Below are 17,588 nucleotides of genomic sequence, written 5' to 3'. Positions count from 1 at the left end.
GCACGTTGTCGAGGACGAGCTTGACCGGGTCCAGCACGGCCACCGAGCGCGGCGCACGCGCATCGAGGTCGTCGCGCACGGCGCCTTCCAGGATGCTCATGTCGATCCAGCTGTCGGCCTTCGACACGCCCACGCGTTCGCAGAAGAGCTGGATCGATTCCGGCGTATAGCCGCGGCGGCGGATGCCAACGAGCGTCGGCATGCGCGGGTCGTCCCAGCCGTCGACGCGCTTTTCCGTCACCAGTTGCAGCAGCTTGCGCTTGCTGGTGATGGCGTAGGTCAGGTGCAGACGTGCGAACTCGTATTGATGCGGCAGGGGTGCAGACAGCACGCCGGCGTCGCGCAGGTGGTCGAGCACCCAGTCGTACAGCGGGCGGTTGTTCTCGAACTCCAGCGTGCAGAGCGAATGCGTGATGTTCTCCAGCGCATCGGAAATGCAATGCGTGAAGTCGTACATCGGGTAGATGCACCATGCGTCGCCGGTGCGATGGTGATGCGCATGGCGGATGCGGTACAGCACCGGGTCGCGCATCACGATGTTCGGCGCGGCCATGTCGATCTTGGCGCGCAGCACGTGCTCGCCGTCCTTGTACTTGCCGGCGCGCATGTCGCGGAACAGCGCGAGGTTCTCGTCGACCGAGCGGTCACGGAACGGCGACGGCGTGCCCGGCTTGGTGAAATCGCCACGGTTGGCGGCGATCTGCTCGGCGCTCTGGCTGTCGACGTAGGCCACGCCGCGCTGGATGAGCACCTCGGCAAAGCCGTAGAGCTGCTCGAAGTAGTCGCTGGCGTAGTAGAGATGTTCGCCGCCGGCGTCGCTCCATGAATAGCCGAGCCAGTGCACCGCGTCGATGATGGAATCGACGTATTCGGTGTCTTCCTTGACGGGGTTCGTGTCGTCAAAGCGCAGGTGGCAGCGGCCGTTGTAATCGCGGGCCATGCCGAAGTTCACCCAGATGCTCTTGGCGTGGCCGATGTGCAGGTAGCCGTTGGGCTCCGGCGGGAAGCGTGTGACCACCGGCGGGATCGGTTGGCCGGTGGCGTCCTTGCGATTGGCGTAGGTGCCTTGCGTGAGGTCGCCGTCAATGATCTGGCGCAGGAAGTTGGACGTGGGGGCGGCGGCAGTCGACCCGTTGGCGTTGGCGTTGTCTTGGCTCATGGGAGTGCGTGATTCGGCAATCCCGCGATTTTACCGTGCCGGGCGGTTTACGCCCCCGGACGCTATTTGCGCTGGGCCAGGCCGTCGAGCGCCTGTGCGCGCAACAGCTCATTCGAGGCGGTGAAGGTCTGCTGACGCAGTTGCGCGATTTGGGCTGCCCGATCGGCCTCCGACAGGCCGGCAAAGGCGTTGATGCGATCGCGTTCACGGGTGTAGGCGTCGTAGCGGTTGCGCCAGTCGGCTTCTTCGCGGTTGCCCTGGATCAGGCGGTCGGCGACGAGGCTGTCCACGCCGCGGGCGGACAGGCGCTGGCGCATCTCGGCTTCGCTCATGCCCTGCTTGGTCCATGTTTCCATGTCGCTGGCGAGCTTGAGTGGGGCGGAGGCGTCGCGGCGCGCCTGCTGTACCGATGGCGGGAGATTGGCGTCGATGGCGGCGATCCTGGCCGCGCGCTGTTCCGGCGTGAGCGACGGGTCGGCCATCACGGCGAGGCGGTCGAGCGCGGCGGCGTCCATCGCGTCGTCATCGCCGTACCAGGCTTGGGCGACGTCTGCGCCAAGGTATTGGCGGCGCAGCGCGGTGCGGTCGCTCAACTGCTGGCGCAGCGTGGCGATCAACTCCGGGCGCTGCTGGACCTGTTCGAGGCTCGGCTTGTTGCGGCCGCTGGCGCCGCTTTGAGCCGCTGCCTTGCGATAGGCCAGGTAGTGCTGCAGCAGCGATTGCGCCTCCGCCAGCGCCGGCGTGACCAACTTGGCGCGCAGATGGGCCTCGGCCATCGACGCACGCTGCGCCTCGGGCAGCGAGGCGGGCACGTCGAGGAAGTAGTCGAACACCGCGCGATTGGCGGCTTCGACGATGAGGTGGCCGTGCGCATCCACATGCAGGCCGTCCGGCGCCTGTGTATCGGCCAGCTCCGGTGCAGGCGCGGCCTGTGCCGAAGGTTCGGCGCCGACACTGCCGATGAAGGCGCCCTTGGCCGCCTGAGGCTGCGCCATGGGCGCGTCAGGCGCGTCCGATGCATGCCACCAATAGACCCCGCCCGCCATCGACACCGCCACCAGCACGGCGACAACAAACGTCATGGGCTGTATCGAGGGCGATTGGGGCTTCATGGTGGCGAATGCCTTGGGTGGTCGAATGGCCGGATGGTCAGAGACCGGCCGTCTTCAGTCGATTGGCTTGCGTGCGGATCACCGCAACCGGATCGGCCGCGCCCCAGCCGATCAGGCCGAGCAGCTGGTTGACCTCATCCAGGTGATTCCACGCGTAATCGGTCGACAAGACCTGCCCAAACTTCGCGCTGCACACGGAGACGAGCCCGTCGTTGGTTCCCGAGCCGCGCGCCTGCATGACCCCGCCGCTGAAAACCAGCACCGGATCAAACAGGTCGAGCACGTTGGTGGCGGTGGAACGGCCCGTCCACGAATACAGCTTCTGCACGTTGCCGTTGCGCACGTCGGTGGCGCTGCCGGTGTTGCATCCGCCGGCGAGGCCCGCGCTGGGGAACGCCTTGTTGAAATCGGCCGCGCCCGACGTCGACAGGATATGCAGTGCCGCAAAGCCATTCTGCGGATTGCTGTTGCCGTTGAACCAGCCCAGCACCGAGCCGAATACATCGGCGCCGAGGTTCACGAGCGCCTGGAACGGCGCGGGTGTGGATTCCACAAAGTCCGCAAACTCCGAACCCTTGTGGGGCGTGCCGATGGTGGTGACGGAGGCCACGAGGTTCGGCACGACGGCCGCGGCGTAGCGCGACGTCAGCCCGCCCTGGCTGTGCCCGATCAGGTTGACCTTGGCCGCGCCCGTGGTGGCGAGCACGCTGCGGATCTGACTGACGAGCTGTTCGCCGCGCACGGTTTCATCGTTGAAGGCTGACACGTCGGCCACGTAGACGTTGGCGCCATTGGCACGCAGGTCTTCGGGAATCTGATACCAGTAGTCGACCACGCCGAGGAACTTGCTGGTGCCGGACAGGCCATGCACCAGAACGATCGGGTACTTGGTTGCGGCATAGGTGCCGGCGGCCTGCGCCGGTGCGGCGGTACCCAGGGTGAGGGCGGATGTGGCCAAAACGGCGGCTGCAGCGTGCGTGCGCAGGAAGCCGCGCACTGATCCATACACAGCATGGAGCAGGGAAGTCTGTGACATTCGGTTGTCTCCTGGACATTGGATAGGTGGTCGACCTCTTTGGGCCGATCGCCCTCCGTTATCCGAAGCGCCGTGTCCGACGTCAACTGAAGTGGAGGTTTGGCTCTAATGCTGCGCTGCCGCGTGCGCAAACAAAAACCGGAGGGCGAGCCTCCGGTTGAGTAGGGTGCGATGCAGCAACGTCGCCGTTCTTATTCCTATTCCTCTTGAAACGCTTCCTCGCGTTTTCTGTTGATGGCGGGCAGCGCCACCAACAAGACCAGGATGCCTGCCGCAATGAGCAGCCCCAGCGACAGCGGCCGCGTCACAAACGTAGAGAAATCCCCGCGCGAGAGCAGCAGCGCGCGGCGGAAGTTCTCTTCCATCATCGGCCCGAGCACGAAGCCGAGCAGCATGGGCGCCGGTTCGCAGCGCAACTTGACGAACATGTAGCCGATCAAGCCGAAGAGCGCCGTCTGGAAGATGTCAAACGTGGTGTTCGACACCGAATACACGCCGATGCAGCAAAACACCAGGATGGCCGGATACAGGAAGCGATACGGCACTTTCAGCAGGCGCACCCACACACCGATCATTGGCAGGTTCAGCACGATCAGCATCAGGTTGCCGATCCACATCGAGGCGATGAGGCCCCAGAACAGCGCGGGGTTGCTCGTCATCACCTGCGGGCCGGGCTGGATATTGTGGATCGTCATCGCGCCGACCATCAGCGCCATCACGGCGTTGGGCGGAATGCCGAGCGTGAGCAGCGGAATGAACGACGTCTGCGCCGCGGCGTTGTTGGCCGATTCGGGGCCGGCCACGCCCTCGATGGCGCCCTTGCCGAATTCGCTCGAATACTTCGAGGTCTTCTTTTCCAGCGAGTACGACGCGAACGACGCCAGCGTCGCGCCGCCGCCCGGGAGGATGCCCAGCACCGAGCCGAGCGCCGTGCCGCGCAGCACCGCCGGGATCATCCGCTTGAAGTCTTCGCGGCTGGGCCACAGGTTGCGGACGTGCTCGACGAAGGTTTCGCGGTGTTCCTTCTGTTCGAGGTTGGCGATGATCTCGGCAAAGCCGAACACGCCCATCGCCACCGACACGAAGTTCAGCCCGTCGGCCAGCTCCGGCACGTCAAACGAATACCGCGCGGTGCCCGAGTTCACATCGGTGCCGACGAGGCCGAGCAGCAGGCCCAGCACGATCATCGCAATCGCCTTGACGAGCGAGCCGACGCCAGCACGACCGCGCCGATCAGCCCCAGCACCATGAGCGAAAAGTATTCCGCCGGCCCGAAGTTGAACGCGAATTCGGACAGCGGCGTGGCAAATGCCGCCAGCACCAGCGTGGCCACGCAGCCCGCGAAGAACGAGCCCAGGCCGGCTGTTGCCAGCGCCACGCCCGCGCGTCCGCGCCATCTGGTAGCCGTCGATGGTGGTCACTACCGATGACGATTCGCCGGGCAGGTTGACGAGGATGGCCGTGGTGGAGCCGCCGTACTGCGCGCCGTAGTAAATGCCGGCCAGCATGATGAGCGCGGCCACCGGCGGCAGCGCGTACGTGGCCGGCAGCAGCATCGCAATCGTCGCGATGGGGCCCAGGCCGGGCAGTACGCCGATCAACGTACCGAGCACGCAGCCGATGAACGCGTAGATCAGGTTCTGGATGGAGAGCGCGGTGGAGAAACCGAGCGCGAGATTGGCGAAGAGGTCCATGGTGTCGTGTGCCTCTCGCTCAATTGCCGATGAAGGCCGGCCACACCGGAAACTGCAGCTTGAGCCCGTAGACGAAGGCCGCGAGGCTCATCACGACCATGGCGAGGGCAGTGCCGGCGGCGCCCTTGAGGGTGAATTCGTGGCTCGCCATGCTGGAGACCAGCACGAGCACCACAATCGATAAGACGAGCCCAAGCGGTTGCAGCAACAGCCCGAACAGCACCACGGAGCCGAGAATCCACAGCAGCGTCTTGACGTCCCAGCGCGGAATGCGATCGATCACGCCTTTGCGCGACAGCGATTGCACGAGCACCACCACGCCCAGCAGCACGAGCACCACGCCCAGCCAGAACGGGAAATAGCCCGGGCCCATGCTGCCGGCCGTGCCCATGCGGTAGCTGCGCGCCAGAATGGCAAACGCGGCGCCGGCGACGATGAACATGATGCCGGATGCAAAGTCCTGGTGACTGCGGATCACCGGACGACCTTGTGGATCGTTCTGCAAGTCTGGTCTCCTCGGGGTGGCGTGCCGCGCCGGGTGTGGCAGGCCGCCTGTGCCTTGTAAGGCGACCAAGTTTGCACGCTAAGCAGACCGGCTTTCAAGCACCTTGCGGAGGGGCGGGCCTTGTCATGGCCCCGCGCGGCGCCTGGGCAAACGATTCAGGGTTTGTCCCTAGGGCTGCGCTGAGAAAATTCGGGGCCGCAGAACACGATTGCCTGGCCCCCTGCAATCACATGCCGATACCGCGCGCCATCAGCACGGCCGCCAGTGGAATGAAGATGATCAGGTGCGATTCGATCATGACCCAGCGGCGCGTCTTGGCAATTTCCGACGGCGTTGGCACGAAGTCGGGCAGAGTCTTGCCTTGCTTCTTCCAGCGCAGGATGTTGATGGTCGGAACGATCGACATCAGACCCACGAGGATGAACAGGCCAACCTTGAGGTGGAATACCGGGTTGTGAACGTAGAAGGCGTAGCCCTTCGCTCCGTAGACGACGCGGAGCACGCCGGTGACGACCACCGCCACCGCCGCGGCGCCGTACACGGCGTCATAGCGCGCCAGGCGCTTGCGGATCTCGGGCGTCATGTCGGGCCGCAGTACAACGGCTTCGGCGGTGATGAAGACGATCAGCGTGAAGATCGAGATGTAATGCAGGGAAGCCAGCAACGCATCAAGCCACATGTTGACCTCGTCAGGGTAGGAAAGGGTTAGCGTAAATTGCCGGGCTCAGATCACGCCGCGCGTGCGCAGCGTTTCGATCTGCTCCGTGTTCAGGTTCAGCACGTCGCGCAGCACGGCCTCGGTGTGTTCGCCCAGCAGCGGCGGATGGCTTGCGGCCTTGGGCGGCGTGGCGCTCATCTTGACGGGGCTGCCGACCAGCTTGACGGTGCCGGCGCTCGGATGAGGAAGATCGACGCGCAGGCCGCGCGCCTGCACCTGCTCGTTGTCGAACACCTCGTCGAGCGAGTTGATCGGGCCGCACGGCACGCCGGCGGCTTCGAGCTTGTCGATCCATTCGCCTTTGCTCAGGCGCTTGACCATCTCGGCCAGGATCGGCACCAGCACGTCGCGGTTGGCCACGCGCTGCGGGTTGGTGGCAAAGCGCGGGTCGTCGGCCAGTTCGGGCATGCCGCCTGCATCCACAAAACGCCGGAACTGGCCGTCGTTGCCGACCGCCACGATGATCCAGCCGTTTGCTGCCTGGAACGTCTGATACGGCACGATGTTTGGATGCGCGTTGCCCCAGCGCTTGGGCGCTTGGCTGCTGGCGAGGTAGTTGGTGTTCATGTTGGCCAGCATGGCGACCTGCACGTCGAGCAGCGCCATGTCGATGTACTGGCCCTCGCCGGTGCGGTCCCGATGGGCAAGAGCGGCCAGCACGGCCACGGTGGCGTACATGCCGGTCATCAAATCCGAAATGGCCACGCCGGCCTTCTGCGGGCCGCCGCCGGGCAGGTCGTCGCGCTCGCCGGTCAGGCTCATGAAGCCGCCCATGCCTTGCACGATGAAGTCGTAGCCGGCGCGCGCGGCGTAAGGGCCGGTCTGGCCGAAGCCCGTGATGGAGCAGTAGACGAGGTCCGGCTTGACGGCCTTGAGCGATGCGTAGTCGAGCCCGTATTTCTTGAGCTGGCCGACCTTGTAGTTCTCGAGCACCACGTCGGCATGCGCGGCAAGCTTGCGGACGATGTCCTGGCCCTCGGGCGTGCTGATGTCGACGGTGATGGAGCGCTTGTTGCGGTTGGCAGCCAGGTAGTACGCAGCTTCGGCGGTGTCCTGGCCGGCTTCGTCCTTGAGCCAGGGCGGGCCCCAGGTGCGGGTGTCGTCGCCGGCGCCGGGGCGCTCCACCTTGATGACGTCGGCGCCAAAATCGGCGAGGTTTTGCGCGCACCAGGGGCCGGCAAGCACGCGGGTCAGGTCGAGAACACGAAGATGGCTCAGAGCGCCCATGGATTGACAAATCGGCACGATTGGAACGGGTGCACTCTACACCACGCCCCGGCGAGGCCCCAGGCCCATGCGACCGACCGGGGAAAATGCGGCGCAGAATGGACGCGACCCGGGCGCGAACCCCGTATAATCAACGGTTTGCACTAATCCAAGGCGCTCAGGAGCGGGATGCTCCAAGGCGCAATGCTGACTCCGGCACCCCGCGACATGAAAGCCTCCGATATCCGCCAAAAATTCCTGACGTTCTTCGAGACGAAGGGCCACACCGTGGTGCGCTCCTCGCCGCTGGTGCCGGGCAACGACCCGACGCTGCTGTTCACCAACTCCGGCATGGTGCAGTTCAAGGACGTCTTCCTCGGTACCGACAAGCGCCCGTACGTGCGCGCGGCCTCCGTGCAGCGCTGCCTGCGCGCCGGTGGCAAGCACAACGACCTGGAAAACGTCGGCTACACCGCGCGTCACCACACCTTCTTCGAAATGCTCGGCAACTGGTCGTTCGGCGACTACTTCAAGCGCGACGCACTCGTGTGGGCGTGGAGCTGCTGACGCAGGAATACAAGCTGCCGGCCGAGAAGCTGTGGGCCACCGTCTACCAGACCGACGACGAGGCCTACGACATCTGGACCAAGGTCATCGGCCTGCCGCCCGAGCGCGTCGTACGCATCGGCGACAACAAGGGCGCGCCGTATGCCTCCGACAATTTCTGGCAGATGGCCGAAACCGGCCCGTGCGGCCCGTGCTCGGAAATCTTCTACGACCACGGCCCGGACGTGTGGGGCGGCCCCGGGAAGCCCGGAAGCCGACGGTGACCGCTACATCGAAATCTGGAACAACGTGTTCATGCAGTTCGATCGCCAGCTCGATCCGGCGACCGGCGAATACACGCTGACCCCGCTGCCCGCACCGTGCGTCGACACCGGCATGGGCATGGAGCGTCTGGCTGCGATCCTGCAGCACGTGCACAGCAACTACGAGATCGACCTGTTCCAGGCGCTCATCGCCGCCGCCGCGCGCGAGACCAACACCAAGGATCTGGCCAACAACTCGCTGCGCGTGATTGCCGACCACATCCGCGCATGCTCGTTCCTGATCGTCGACGGCGTGATCCCGGGCAATGAAGGCCGCGGCTACGTGCTGCGCCGGATCATCCGCCGCGCCATCCGCCACGGTTACAAGCTCGGCTGCCGCGCAGCGTTCTTCCACAAGCTCGTGGACGACCTCGTCGCGCAGATGGGCGAAGCCTATCCGGAACTGCGCGAGGCGCGCGACCGCGTGGTCGAAGTGCTGCGTACGGAAGAAGCCCGCTTCTTCGAGACCATCGAGCACGGCATGTCGATTCTCGACGCCGCGCTGGGCGAGCTGAAGACCTCGGGCGCCAAGATGCTCGACGGCGAACTGGCCTTCAAGCTGCACGACACCTACGGTTTCCCGCTGGACCTGACGCAAGACGTCTGCCGGGAGAACGACGTGATCGTCGACGAAGCAGCCTTTGATGCCGCCATGACTCGCCAGCGCGAACAGGCACGCGCCGCCGGCAAGTTCAAGATGGCCGCCGGCACGCTCGACTACACCGGCGACAAGACCACCTTCCACGGCTACGAGCAGCTCGTGCGCGAAACCGCGCGGGTGACGGCGCTGTTTGTGGATGGAGCATCGGTGCAGGAAATGCATCCGGGCCAGACCGGCGTGGTGGTGCTGGACCACACCCTTCTATGCGGAATCGGGCGGCCAGGTTGGCGACCAGGGCACGCTGAAGGCCGCGACCGTCTGGTTTGACGTGGTCGACACGCTGAAGGTGCAGCCGGAAGTGTTCGGTCACCACGGCGAGCTGCGCACCGGCGTGCTGAAGGTTGGCGATGCCGTGGCGGCGGAAGTGGACGCAGTGCGCCGCGCGCGCACCATGCGCAACCACTCGGCAACGCACCTGATGCACAAGGCGCTGCGCGAAGTGCTGGGCAGCCACGTGCAGCAGAAGGGCTCGCTGGTCGATGCGGAAAAGACGCGCTTCGACTTCTCGCACAACGCACCGATGACGCCGCTGCAGATTCGCGAAGTGGAAGCGCGCGTCAACGCAGAAATTTTTGCCAACGCTGCCACCAGCGCGCAGCTGATGGGCTTTGACGACGCGGTCAAGAATGGCGCGATGGCGCTCTTCGGCGAGAAGTACGGCGACGAAGTGCGCGTGCTGTCGATCGGTTCGTCGAAGGAACTGTGTGGCGGCACGCACGTGGCGCGCACGGGCGACATCGGCCTGTTCAAGATCGTGAGCGAGTCGGGCGTGGCAGCGGGCATCCGCCGTGTGGAAGCCATCACCGGTGACAACGTGCTGCACTACCTGCAGACGCTGGATACGCGCATCAACGAAGCGGCCGCCGCGCTGCGTGCGCAGCCGTCGGAACTGACGCAGCGCATCGTGCAGGTGCAGGACCAGGTCAAGACGCTCGAGAAGGAACTGGAACGCCTGAAGTCGAAGCTGGCCGCAAGCCAGGGCGACGAACTCGTGAGCCAGGCCGTGGACGTGGCCGGCATCAAGGTGCTGGCTGCCAAGCTGGACGGCGCCGATGCCAAGACGCTGCGCGAGACCATGGACAAGCTCAAGGACAAGCTGCAGACCGCGGCCATCGTGCTGGGCAGCGTGAGCGACGGCAAGGTCGCGCTGATTGCCGGCGTGACGGCCGACGCCACGGCCAAGGTCAAGGCCGGCGAGCTGGTCAACTTTGTCGCCCAGCAGGTCGGCGGCAAGGGCGGCGGCCGCCCGGACATGGCACAGGCTGGCGGCACGGAGCCGGACAACCTGCCGCAGGCGCTGGCCGGTGTGGCAGCGTGGGTCCAGCAGAAGGTCTGATGTAACGCCTTCGCACCGCATGCGCTGAACGGCGCGCGTTCCCGGCAACGGGGCGCGCGCCGTTTTGTTTTGGGCGATCGGCGAGGGGGTGTGGTTTCCAGCGGGAAGATGCGCAGGCGCTTATCCGCCGCCACGCCCTCAAAGATGCCGAACGTAGTGGCCTCGGCCTGCTTCCCCGGGTCGTGGCGGACGGTGCTGGGTCGCAAGGCACCGGCGATCGGCGTGACGCGGAACCATTTGCGCAACGCATCAACGGATTTCCGTAGGGCGGTAGCCTGAATTTCAGGGCAAGGCGCGCCCCGCTGTGGGGCTTGTCTGCGCCGTAAGAACAAGCTCCGGAACGGTGCCCAGCTGGAGACAGGCGCCGCCATGGCCTATACCGGAACACGTTGCCGATTGCGTAGAGATTGTGTGCCGCCTGGCAGGCAACTTGCATCGGTGGCGCGCGCTGTTCCCCACAGCGCGGGTTGATCCCATCCCTATCCCCAAAATCCGAGGAGAACCATGAGCGTCCTATCTGAGAAGGTCGACGCCCCGCCGCCGCAGCCGCCGCACCGGCTGCTCGGGCGCAAAGGCAAACGATTGGCGCGTGCCGTCGCGGTTGGTGCGTTGCTGGCGGCAGGCGTTGGCGCATCGACGCAGCCGGGTGCGCAACTTGCGCCGGAGTCGCACGCGCGCAAGGTCAAGGTGCTGATCATCAGCATGTTCGCGCCCGAGGCGCAGCCTGGATCGACAAGCTCGGCCTCACGCAGGACGTGCCGGTGCCGGGCCTGTCCATCGACTATCCGAACGTGCATTGCAACGCCAGCGACGTCTGCCAGCTCACCACCGGCATGGGCAAGGCGAATGCTGCGTCGTCGGTGTCGGCGCTGATCTACAGCGGCAAGTTCGATCTGCAGCGCACGTATTTCCTCGTGGCGGGCATTGCGGGGATCGATCCGTCGCAGGGCACGCTCGGCAGCGCCGCGTGGGCGCGCTTCCTGGTCGACAGCGACATCGCGTGGGAGATCGACGCGCGCGAGGTGCCCGCCAGCTGGCCGAACGGTTTCATCGGCATCAACACGCAAGGCCCCGGGCAGAAGCCGCCGCTGGATTACAAGACCGAAGTCTTTCGCGTGAACGAGGCGCTGCTGCAGAAGGCGCTGGCCCTGTCCAAGGGCGCGGTGCTGGACGACAACGCCACCGCGCGGGCCTATCGCGCCAACTACCCGAGCGCACCGGCCAACCAGCCGCCCTCTGTCGTGCAATGCGACACCGCTGCCGGCAACACGTACTGGCACGGCGCCAAGCTGGGCGAGCGTGAAGCTGCGTGGGTCAAGCTGCTGACGGACGGGCAGGGCACCTACTGCACCACGCAGCAGGAAGACAACGCCACGTTCGAGGCGCTCACACGCGGTGCGAAGGCGGGCCTGCTCGATCTGCAACGCGTGGCCGTGCTGCGCACCGCGTCCAACTTCGATCGGCCGTATCCGGGGCAGACGCCGTACGACTCGCTGGTCAACAGCAACTCGGGCGGGTTCGTGCCGTCGCTCAACAACCTGTACCTGGCGGGCGGTCCGCTGGTCAACGAGATCGTCACGCGCTGGAGCGTGTGGAAACACGGAGTGCCCTCGCCATGATCGATTCCCGACTCAAGATGCCCATGCCGCGTTTGCGTACGATCGCGAAGCTCTGCGCCGTCGGTGCCGCAGCGCTGACCTTGAACAGCTGCGCGTATGACGGAGTGAAGGTCATCGTCATCAACATGTTCCAGGGCGAAGCCCAACCTTTATCGACCGCTACGACCTGAAGGAGAAGGTCTATATCTCCGGCCTGTCGCCCGATGCGCCGAACATGCTATGCAACTACGACGGCATCTGTCAGGTCACCACGGGCATGGGCTACGCCAATGCCGCGTCGACGATTTCCGCGTTGCTCTATCGCAGCAAGCTGGACCTCTCGCACACGTATTTTGTGATTGCCGGCATTGCGGGCATCGATCCGGGGCAGGGGACGGTAGGCTCTGCGGCGTGGGCGCGGTATGCGGTTGATTACGGCCTGTCGCACGAGATCGATGCGCGCGAGATGCCGGCCGGCTGGCCGTACGGCTACTTCGGCATCGGCACCAAGGGCCCCGGCCAGAAGCCGCCGATGGACTACCGCACCGAGGTGTTCCAGCTCAACGAGACGCTGCTGCAGAAGGCGTACACGCTGTCGAAATCCGCGACGCTGGAAGACAGCCCCGAGGCCATCGCATTCCGCAAGAACTACGCATATGCGCCGGCCAATCAGCCACCCGCTGTCATCCAGTGCGACGTGGCTTCCGCCGACACATGGTGGGCGGGCCGCAACCTCGGCCAGCGGGCGCGTGACTGGGTGAAGACGATGACCGACAACAAGGGCACCTACTGCACGACGGCGCAGGAAGACAACGCCACGCTGGAAGTCCTGACGCGCGGCGCCCGTGCCGGCAAGGTCGACTTCAGCCGTGTGGCATTGCTGCGCGCCGGGTCCGACTTCGACCGGCCGTATGACGGCCAGACTGCCTCCGACGGGCTCATCAACTATGCGCAGCAGGGTGGTTTCGTGCCGGCCACGCACAATCTCGTCAATGCGGCCAAGCCGTTGCTGGACGACATCGTGCAGCACTGGCCCCAGTGGAAGCAGGGGTGCCGGCGAATTAACAGTTGCTGACATCACATTTCAATCTATATAATGCGAATCATTCTCATTTGATGGAAGGCCACGGGCGAATGCCCACCCGCTGACCATCGCTCCAGCCGGGCGAGCCAGCGGGTTTCCACCTGCCAGCCAACAGATCGACGCGCCGCGTGATGTTTTGCGGCGCGTTTTTCTTCTCTCAGCGCATTGCCGCGCGTCCGGTTTCGCCAATCCTGATCGACCCTGTTGCCTGCGATGAACCGTCATCTCACGGCCCGCGCTTTTGCTGCGCGCTCGCCGCCATTCCTCTTGCCGTTTCCACATTGGCGCATGCCGAAGCAGGCCAGCCGGCCGCAGGCAGCGCGACGGTCGACCTCAACGAGACGACCGTCACGGCAGGCAGCCAGCGGGGCTTTGCAGCCAGCACGGCGCAGGTCGGGGCGTTCCGCGGCATGGCGTTGCGCGACATTCCTGCCACCGTGAACGTGGTCACGCGCGAGGCGCTCGACGCGCAGCAAGACACGTCGCTGTACGACGCGCTGCGCAATACGGCGGGCGTGACGCGCCAGCAGCTGTCGGGGAAACGTTCGACAACCTCGCCATCCGGGGCGTGACGCTGGAGAACCGGACCAATTTCCGCTTCAACGGTTCGATGCCGATGGCAGCACTCACGGCGATCCCGCTGGAAGACAAGGAACGCGTGGAGGTGCTCAAAGGCGTGTCGGCGCTGTATTACGGCTACACGACGCCGGGCGGTGTGGTGAATCTCGTGACCAAGCGGGCGGGCAACACGCCGGTGACGACGCTTGGCATGCAGTTCGACAGCAACGGCACCGCTGTCGGCACGCTCGACGTCGGCCGGCGCTTCGGTGAAGACAATCAGTACGGCATTCGCTTCAACGCGGCGGGCGGCTCGTTGCAGTCGCCTACCAGCGGCATTGACGGCACGCGGCAGCTTGCCGCCGTGGCCTTCGACTGGAAGATCAACAGCCGCCTGAGCCTGAAGGCCGACGTGGAATATTCGCGCAAGGTCATCACCGAGCAGTCGGTGGTGACGCTACCCGCCGCCAAAAACGGCGTCATCACGTTGCCGGCCATGCCCGATCCGAGCAAACGCATTGCGCCGGGCTGGGCCGACTTTGATGGCAACAACACCAACGCGCTGCTGCGTGCCGATTACGCGCTCGCCGATGCGTGGCTGCTGACGGTGGAAGGCGGCTTGTCGGAGACGGCGCGCACGCGGGCGTTCTCAGAATTCAAGCTGACCAACGCGCTGACGGGCGCCGGCACGCTGTCCGGCCAGCGCCAGAACGGTCGCTGGAACACCAGCCACGTGCGAGCCGACGTTTCCGGCACCGAGAAGACGGCTTGGATCACGCACGACCTGACCTTCGGCATTGCGCGTTCCGACATGCGCCAGGCGGCCGTGTACTCCGACCGCTTTTCCGGCACGCAGAATCTGTACAACACCGTCGACCTCGGCTGGCTGCCGACCACCGGCACCGGCTTTACGGCCGAGCAGCGCGCCGTGGACACGGGTGTCTACGCGCTGGATCGCATGACGTTGTCGGAGCACTGGCAAGTCATTGCCGGCCTGCGCTACACGCGCTACACCAGCGAGCAGGCGCCCAACCGCTACGAGGCCAGCAAGACCACGCCGCTGGGGCTGTCATCTACAAGTTCACGCCGGCGCTGTCGGCGTATGCGTCGTACGCGCAGGGCTTGGAAGCCGGCGCGCGGGCTCGAACACGGCCGCCAACGCCAACGTGGCCATGCCGCCTGCGCTGTCCGAGCAGAAGGAAGTGGGCGTGCGCTACGAAACGCCGGCCGGCACACAACTCGCCGCCGCCGTGTACGACATCGACCGTGCGGCGAGCTACACCAACGACGCGAACATCTTCGTGCAGGACGGCCGCGAGCGGATTCGGGGTATCGAGCTGACCGCGCAGGGCCGCGTCACCAAGGACTTGGCGCTGCTGGCCTCGGCCGGCTGGACGGACGCGAAGTTCCGCGGTGTCGGCAACGGTCTCGACGGAAAAACACCGGAGAACACGCCGCGCAGCACCGCCAGCGTTTTTGCCGAATACACATTGCCGATGCTGCGTTCTGTCTCGTTCAACGCGGGCGCGTACTACCTCGGCCCGCGCCCCGTGAACGACGCCAACCAGGCAGAGCTGGGCGGCACGACGCTCTTCAGCGCCGGCGTGCGCTACGTGACGCGCATCTCCGGCAAGCGGGCGACGCTGCAATTCAATGTCGACAACCTGACCGACAAGCGCTACTGGGCGGGCGCCGGCAACAATCGTCTGTCGATGGGGGCGCCGCGGCTCTTCAAGCTGGGCATGAAGATCGATCTGTGAGATCGGTCCGCTGAGGGCGGTGCAGTCTCGATCTCTGCTTTCCCATCAGGCTGCAACGGCTTCGCGCGCGGAGGCCTTTACCGTCGGCTGCGGCTCGCTCAGCAGTTGCACCAGCGCCTGCAGGGCGGGGCCAGCCATGTCGCGGTGCCAAGCAAGCAGCGTGTCGACACGGCCCGGCTTGCCGAGCGAGTGGATGCTGATTTCCGGCGCATTCGTATACAGCTCGAGCACCGAGCGCGGCACCAGCGCCACGCCAATCCCGGCCGCCGCGCACGCGATGATGGCGTGGTACGAGCCAAGCTCCAACACCCGCGACGGCACCACACTGTCTGCTGAAAACCAGTCTTCGATCAGCTGCCGATAGGCGCAGCCGGGTTCGAATGCGAGCAGGCCCGTGGTCTGCACATCCGAAGCTCGACGGATGGGCGGATGGGCGCGGTGTGCAATCAGTACCAGCTCTTCCGCAAAGGCCGGCAGCGTCGTCATGGCGGCGCGCGTGTTGTTCAGGCACGCGGTTTCGGCAACGAACGCGCAATCGACTTCAAAGTTCGACAACGCCTGAAGGGACTGGCGCGTGGTCATCGTCACCAGTTCAAGTTGCACACGCGGCCAGCGTTGATGCAGGGTGGCGAGCAGGGCCGGCAGGCGGCTGGCCGCCGTGCTTTCCATCGAGGCAATCCGCAGGCGCCCGTGTGGCTCGCGCGGCTGCACGGCCTGGCGCGCTTCGGCGGCCAGGCGGAGGATGTCGTCGGCGTAGGTCAGCAGGGTCTGCCCGGCCGGCGTCAGCACCATGCGCTTGCTTTCGCGCACAAACAGCTGCACGCCGAGCGAAGTCTCCAACTGGCGGATGCGGGTCGTCACATTCGACTGCACGCGATTGAGCTGCTGCGCCGCCCGGGTGACACCGCCTTCGCGCACGACCGTCCGGAAGATCTCGAGCGAGGACAGATCCATGATGTATCTCAAATGCTAATGGGTTTGTTCAATATAATTCATTTTTCAGGATGAGCGGCCTTGCGTACGATGAAGTGCCGATTTCCTCATCCAGGCCTTTCCATGGAGCACATCCTGTCGTCCACCTCCGCCGTGTCCGCCGCGCATTCCCAGCGGGCCACCGCCTGGCGCGTGGCGATTGCGGGCATGGTCGCGCTGTCGGTGGCAATGGGCATCGGCCGCTTCGCCTTCACGCCGATCCTGCCGATGATGCTGCACGACGGCAGCCTGACGCTGGCGCAGGGCAGCTGGCTGGCCACCGGCAATTACCTTGGTTATTTCGTGGGCGCGCTGGCCTGCATGGCGGTGCGTGGCGACGCGGCGCGGCTTATCCGCACCGGCCTGGTTGCGACGGTGCTGCTGACGGCCGGAATGGGCGTGCTGCAAGGGCAGCCGGCGTGGCTTCTGCTGCGCTTTGCGGCAGGCATGGCCAGCGCGCTCGTGTTCGTCTTTACGGCCGGCTGGTGCCTGCATCGGCTGACCGAGCTTGGGCATGCGGCGCTTGGCGGCATCATCTTCTGCGGGCCCGGCTTGGGCATCGCCATTCCGGGGCTGGCGGCCAGCGGCATGGTGGCGCTGGGTTGGCACGCCACGTCGGCATGGCTGGCGTTTGGCGTGCTCTCAGCGCTGCTCTCTGCGGCGGTGTGGTCGACCATCCGGCCGGAAACCCACGCGCATGCTGCTCCGGCGCCGGCAGCTTCCGGCACGGCACCCGGCCTGGATGCGCCCACCAGCGCGCTCACGATTGCCTACGGGCTGGCGGGCTTCGGTTACATCATCACCGCCACGTTTCTTCCGGTGATCGCCCGCAAGGTGCTGCCCGCGGGTTCCGTCTGGCCAGATCTGTTTTGGCCGATGTTTGGTGCGGGCGTCGCCCTCGGCGCGTTCCTATCGACCCGGATCAGTTTGGCGCGCGACAACCGCTCGCTGCTCGCCACGGCATACGCAATGCAAGCGGTGGCCGTGGCGATCAGCATCGTGTGGCCCACGGTGGCCGGGTTGGCGCTGTCCAGCACGCTGCTCGGCCTGCCGTTCACCGCGATCACGCTATTCGCCATGCGCGAGGCGCGCCGGCTGTGGCCGCATGCCGCGCCCCGTCTGATGGGCTTGATGACGGCCGCGTATGGCATCGGCCAGATCGCAGGGCCGCCGCTGGCAAACCGCCTGTTTGCCGCCACGGGCGGCTTCAATGCATCGCTGGCGGTAGCGGCGGTGTCGCTGGTGGCGGGCGTGATGATCTTCGTTGCGGTCAGGCGCGCGTCGCCCGCGCGTGCGTGATGCGCGGCATGTGAAGGCGCC

The 17,588-nt window shown here is 65.7% G+C and carries 9 protein-coding genes and 4 pseudogenes; 5 read left to right on the top strand and 8 right to left on the bottom strand.

What is annotated here, in order from left to right:
• From glnS to OWR21_RS01790, 7 genes are all read right to left on the bottom strand, one after another.
• The coding region (gene glnS, locus OWR21_RS01820) for a glutamine--tRNA ligase (RefSeq protein ID WP_332394462.1) at positions 1-1,159 on the bottom strand (1,159 nt) is incomplete at its 3' end.
• Between the two features lie 62 nt (positions 1,160-1,221).
• The gene (locus OWR21_RS01815; protein WP_332394461.1) at positions 1,222-2,271 is read right to left on the bottom strand and encodes a lipase secretion chaperone; all 1,050 of its coding nucleotides are present in this window, start codon (positions 2,269-2,271) and stop codon (positions 1,222-1,224) included.
• A 37-nt stretch (positions 2,272-2,308) separates the two neighbouring features.
• Positions 2,309-3,307 (bottom strand): lipase family alpha/beta hydrolase, encoded by a 999-nt coding sequence (locus OWR21_RS01810; protein WP_102064761.1) that lies wholly within the window; start codon positions 3,305-3,307, stop codon positions 2,309-2,311.
• A 197-nt stretch (positions 3,308-3,504) separates the two neighbouring features.
• Complete coding sequence (locus tag OWR21_RS01805; RefSeq protein WP_442968588.1) at positions 3,505-5,001, bottom strand: tripartite tricarboxylate transporter permease; 1,497 nt, start codon at positions 4,999-5,001, stop codon at positions 3,505-3,507.
• A 19-nt stretch (positions 5,002-5,020) separates the two neighbouring features.
• Positions 5,021-5,443, bottom strand: coding sequence for a tripartite tricarboxylate transporter TctB family protein (locus OWR21_RS01800; RefSeq protein ID WP_261797246.1), 423 nt, complete (start codon positions 5,441-5,443; stop codon positions 5,021-5,023).
• A gap of 289 nt (positions 5,444-5,732) precedes the next feature.
• Positions 5,733-6,185 carry a DUF2214 family protein gene (locus OWR21_RS01795; protein ID WP_332394460.1) on the bottom strand — a complete coding sequence of 151 codons (453 nt, stop codon included), beginning with the start codon at positions 6,183-6,185 and terminating at the stop codon, positions 5,733-5,735.
• A gap of 45 nt (positions 6,186-6,230) precedes the next feature.
• Entirely contained in the window at positions 6,231-7,451 is a 1,221-nt protein-coding gene (locus OWR21_RS01790) for a CaiB/BaiF CoA transferase family protein (RefSeq protein WP_332394459.1), read from the bottom strand.
• A 207-nt stretch (positions 7,452-7,658) separates the two neighbouring features.
• Between OWR21_RS01790 and alaS the strand changes: the two are divergent.
• The 4 pseudogenes from alaS (at position 7,659) to OWR21_RS01770 (ending at position 15,296) form a co-directional block, all read left to right on the top strand.
• Positions 7,659-10,296, top strand: a pseudogene (alaS, locus tag OWR21_RS01785) (alanine--tRNA ligase).
• A gap of 504 nt (positions 10,297-10,800) precedes the next feature.
• A pseudogene (locus tag OWR21_RS01780) lies at positions 10,801-11,915 on the top strand (purine-nucleoside phosphorylase).
• Positions 11,912-12,969, top strand: a pseudogene (locus tag OWR21_RS01775) (purine-nucleoside phosphorylase). Before OWR21_RS01780 ends, OWR21_RS01775 begins: the two co-directional pseudogenes overlap by 4 nt.
• 222 nt (positions 12,970-13,191) lie before the next feature.
• Positions 13,192-15,296, top strand: a pseudogene (locus OWR21_RS01770) (TonB-dependent siderophore receptor).
• 45 nt (positions 15,297-15,341) lie between these two features.
• On the opposite strand, the gene OWR21_RS01765 reads toward OWR21_RS01770, so the two are convergent.
• Entirely contained in the window at positions 15,342-16,250 is a 909-nt protein-coding gene (locus OWR21_RS01765; protein WP_332394458.1) for a LysR family transcriptional regulator, read from the bottom strand.
• Positions 16,251-16,352: 102 nt separating this feature from the next.
• Here OWR21_RS01765 and OWR21_RS01760 point away from each other — a divergent pair, with 102 nt between their 5' ends.
• Positions 16,353-17,567, top strand: a complete 1,215-nt coding sequence (locus OWR21_RS01760; protein WP_332394457.1) for a YbfB/YjiJ family MFS transporter — start codon at positions 16,353-16,355, stop codon at positions 17,565-17,567.
• Positions 17,568-17,588: the final 21 nt, after the last annotated feature.

It is taken from the genome of Ralstonia sp. 1B3, assembly GCF_036631435.1.
This window is presented reverse-complemented; position numbering and strand designations above follow the sequence as displayed.

Bases quoted from the DNA above. Each gene is read 5' to 3' on its own strand.
- OWR21_RS01815 (WP_332394461.1), bottom strand. From the start codon at position 2,271: ATGAAGCCCCAATCGCCCTCGATACAGCCCATGACGTTTGTTGTCGCC.
- OWR21_RS01810 (WP_102064761.1), bottom strand. From the start codon at position 3,307: ATGTCACAGACTTCCCTGCTCCATGCTGTGTATGGATCAGTGCGCGGC.
- OWR21_RS01805 (WP_442968588.1), bottom strand. From the start codon at position 5,001: ATGGACCTCTTCGCCAATCTCGCGCTCGGTTTCTCCACCGCGCTCTCC.
- OWR21_RS01800 (WP_261797246.1), bottom strand. From the start codon at position 5,443: ATGTTCATCGTCGCCGGCGCCGCGTTTGCCATTCTGGCGCGCAGCTAC.
- OWR21_RS01795 (WP_332394460.1), bottom strand. From the start codon at position 6,185: ATGTGGCTTGATGCGTTGCTGGCTTCCCTGCATTACATCTCGATCTTC.
- OWR21_RS01790 (WP_332394459.1), bottom strand. From the start codon at position 7,451: ATGGGCGCTCTGAGCCATCTTCGTGTTCTCGACCTGACCCGCGTGCTT.
- OWR21_RS01765 (WP_332394458.1), bottom strand. From the start codon at position 16,250: ATGGATCTGTCCTCGCTCGAGATCTTCCGGACGGTCGTGCGCGAAGGC.
- OWR21_RS01760 (WP_332394457.1), top strand. From the start codon at position 16,353: ATGGAGCACATCCTGTCGTCCACCTCCGCCGTGTCCGCCGCGCATTCC.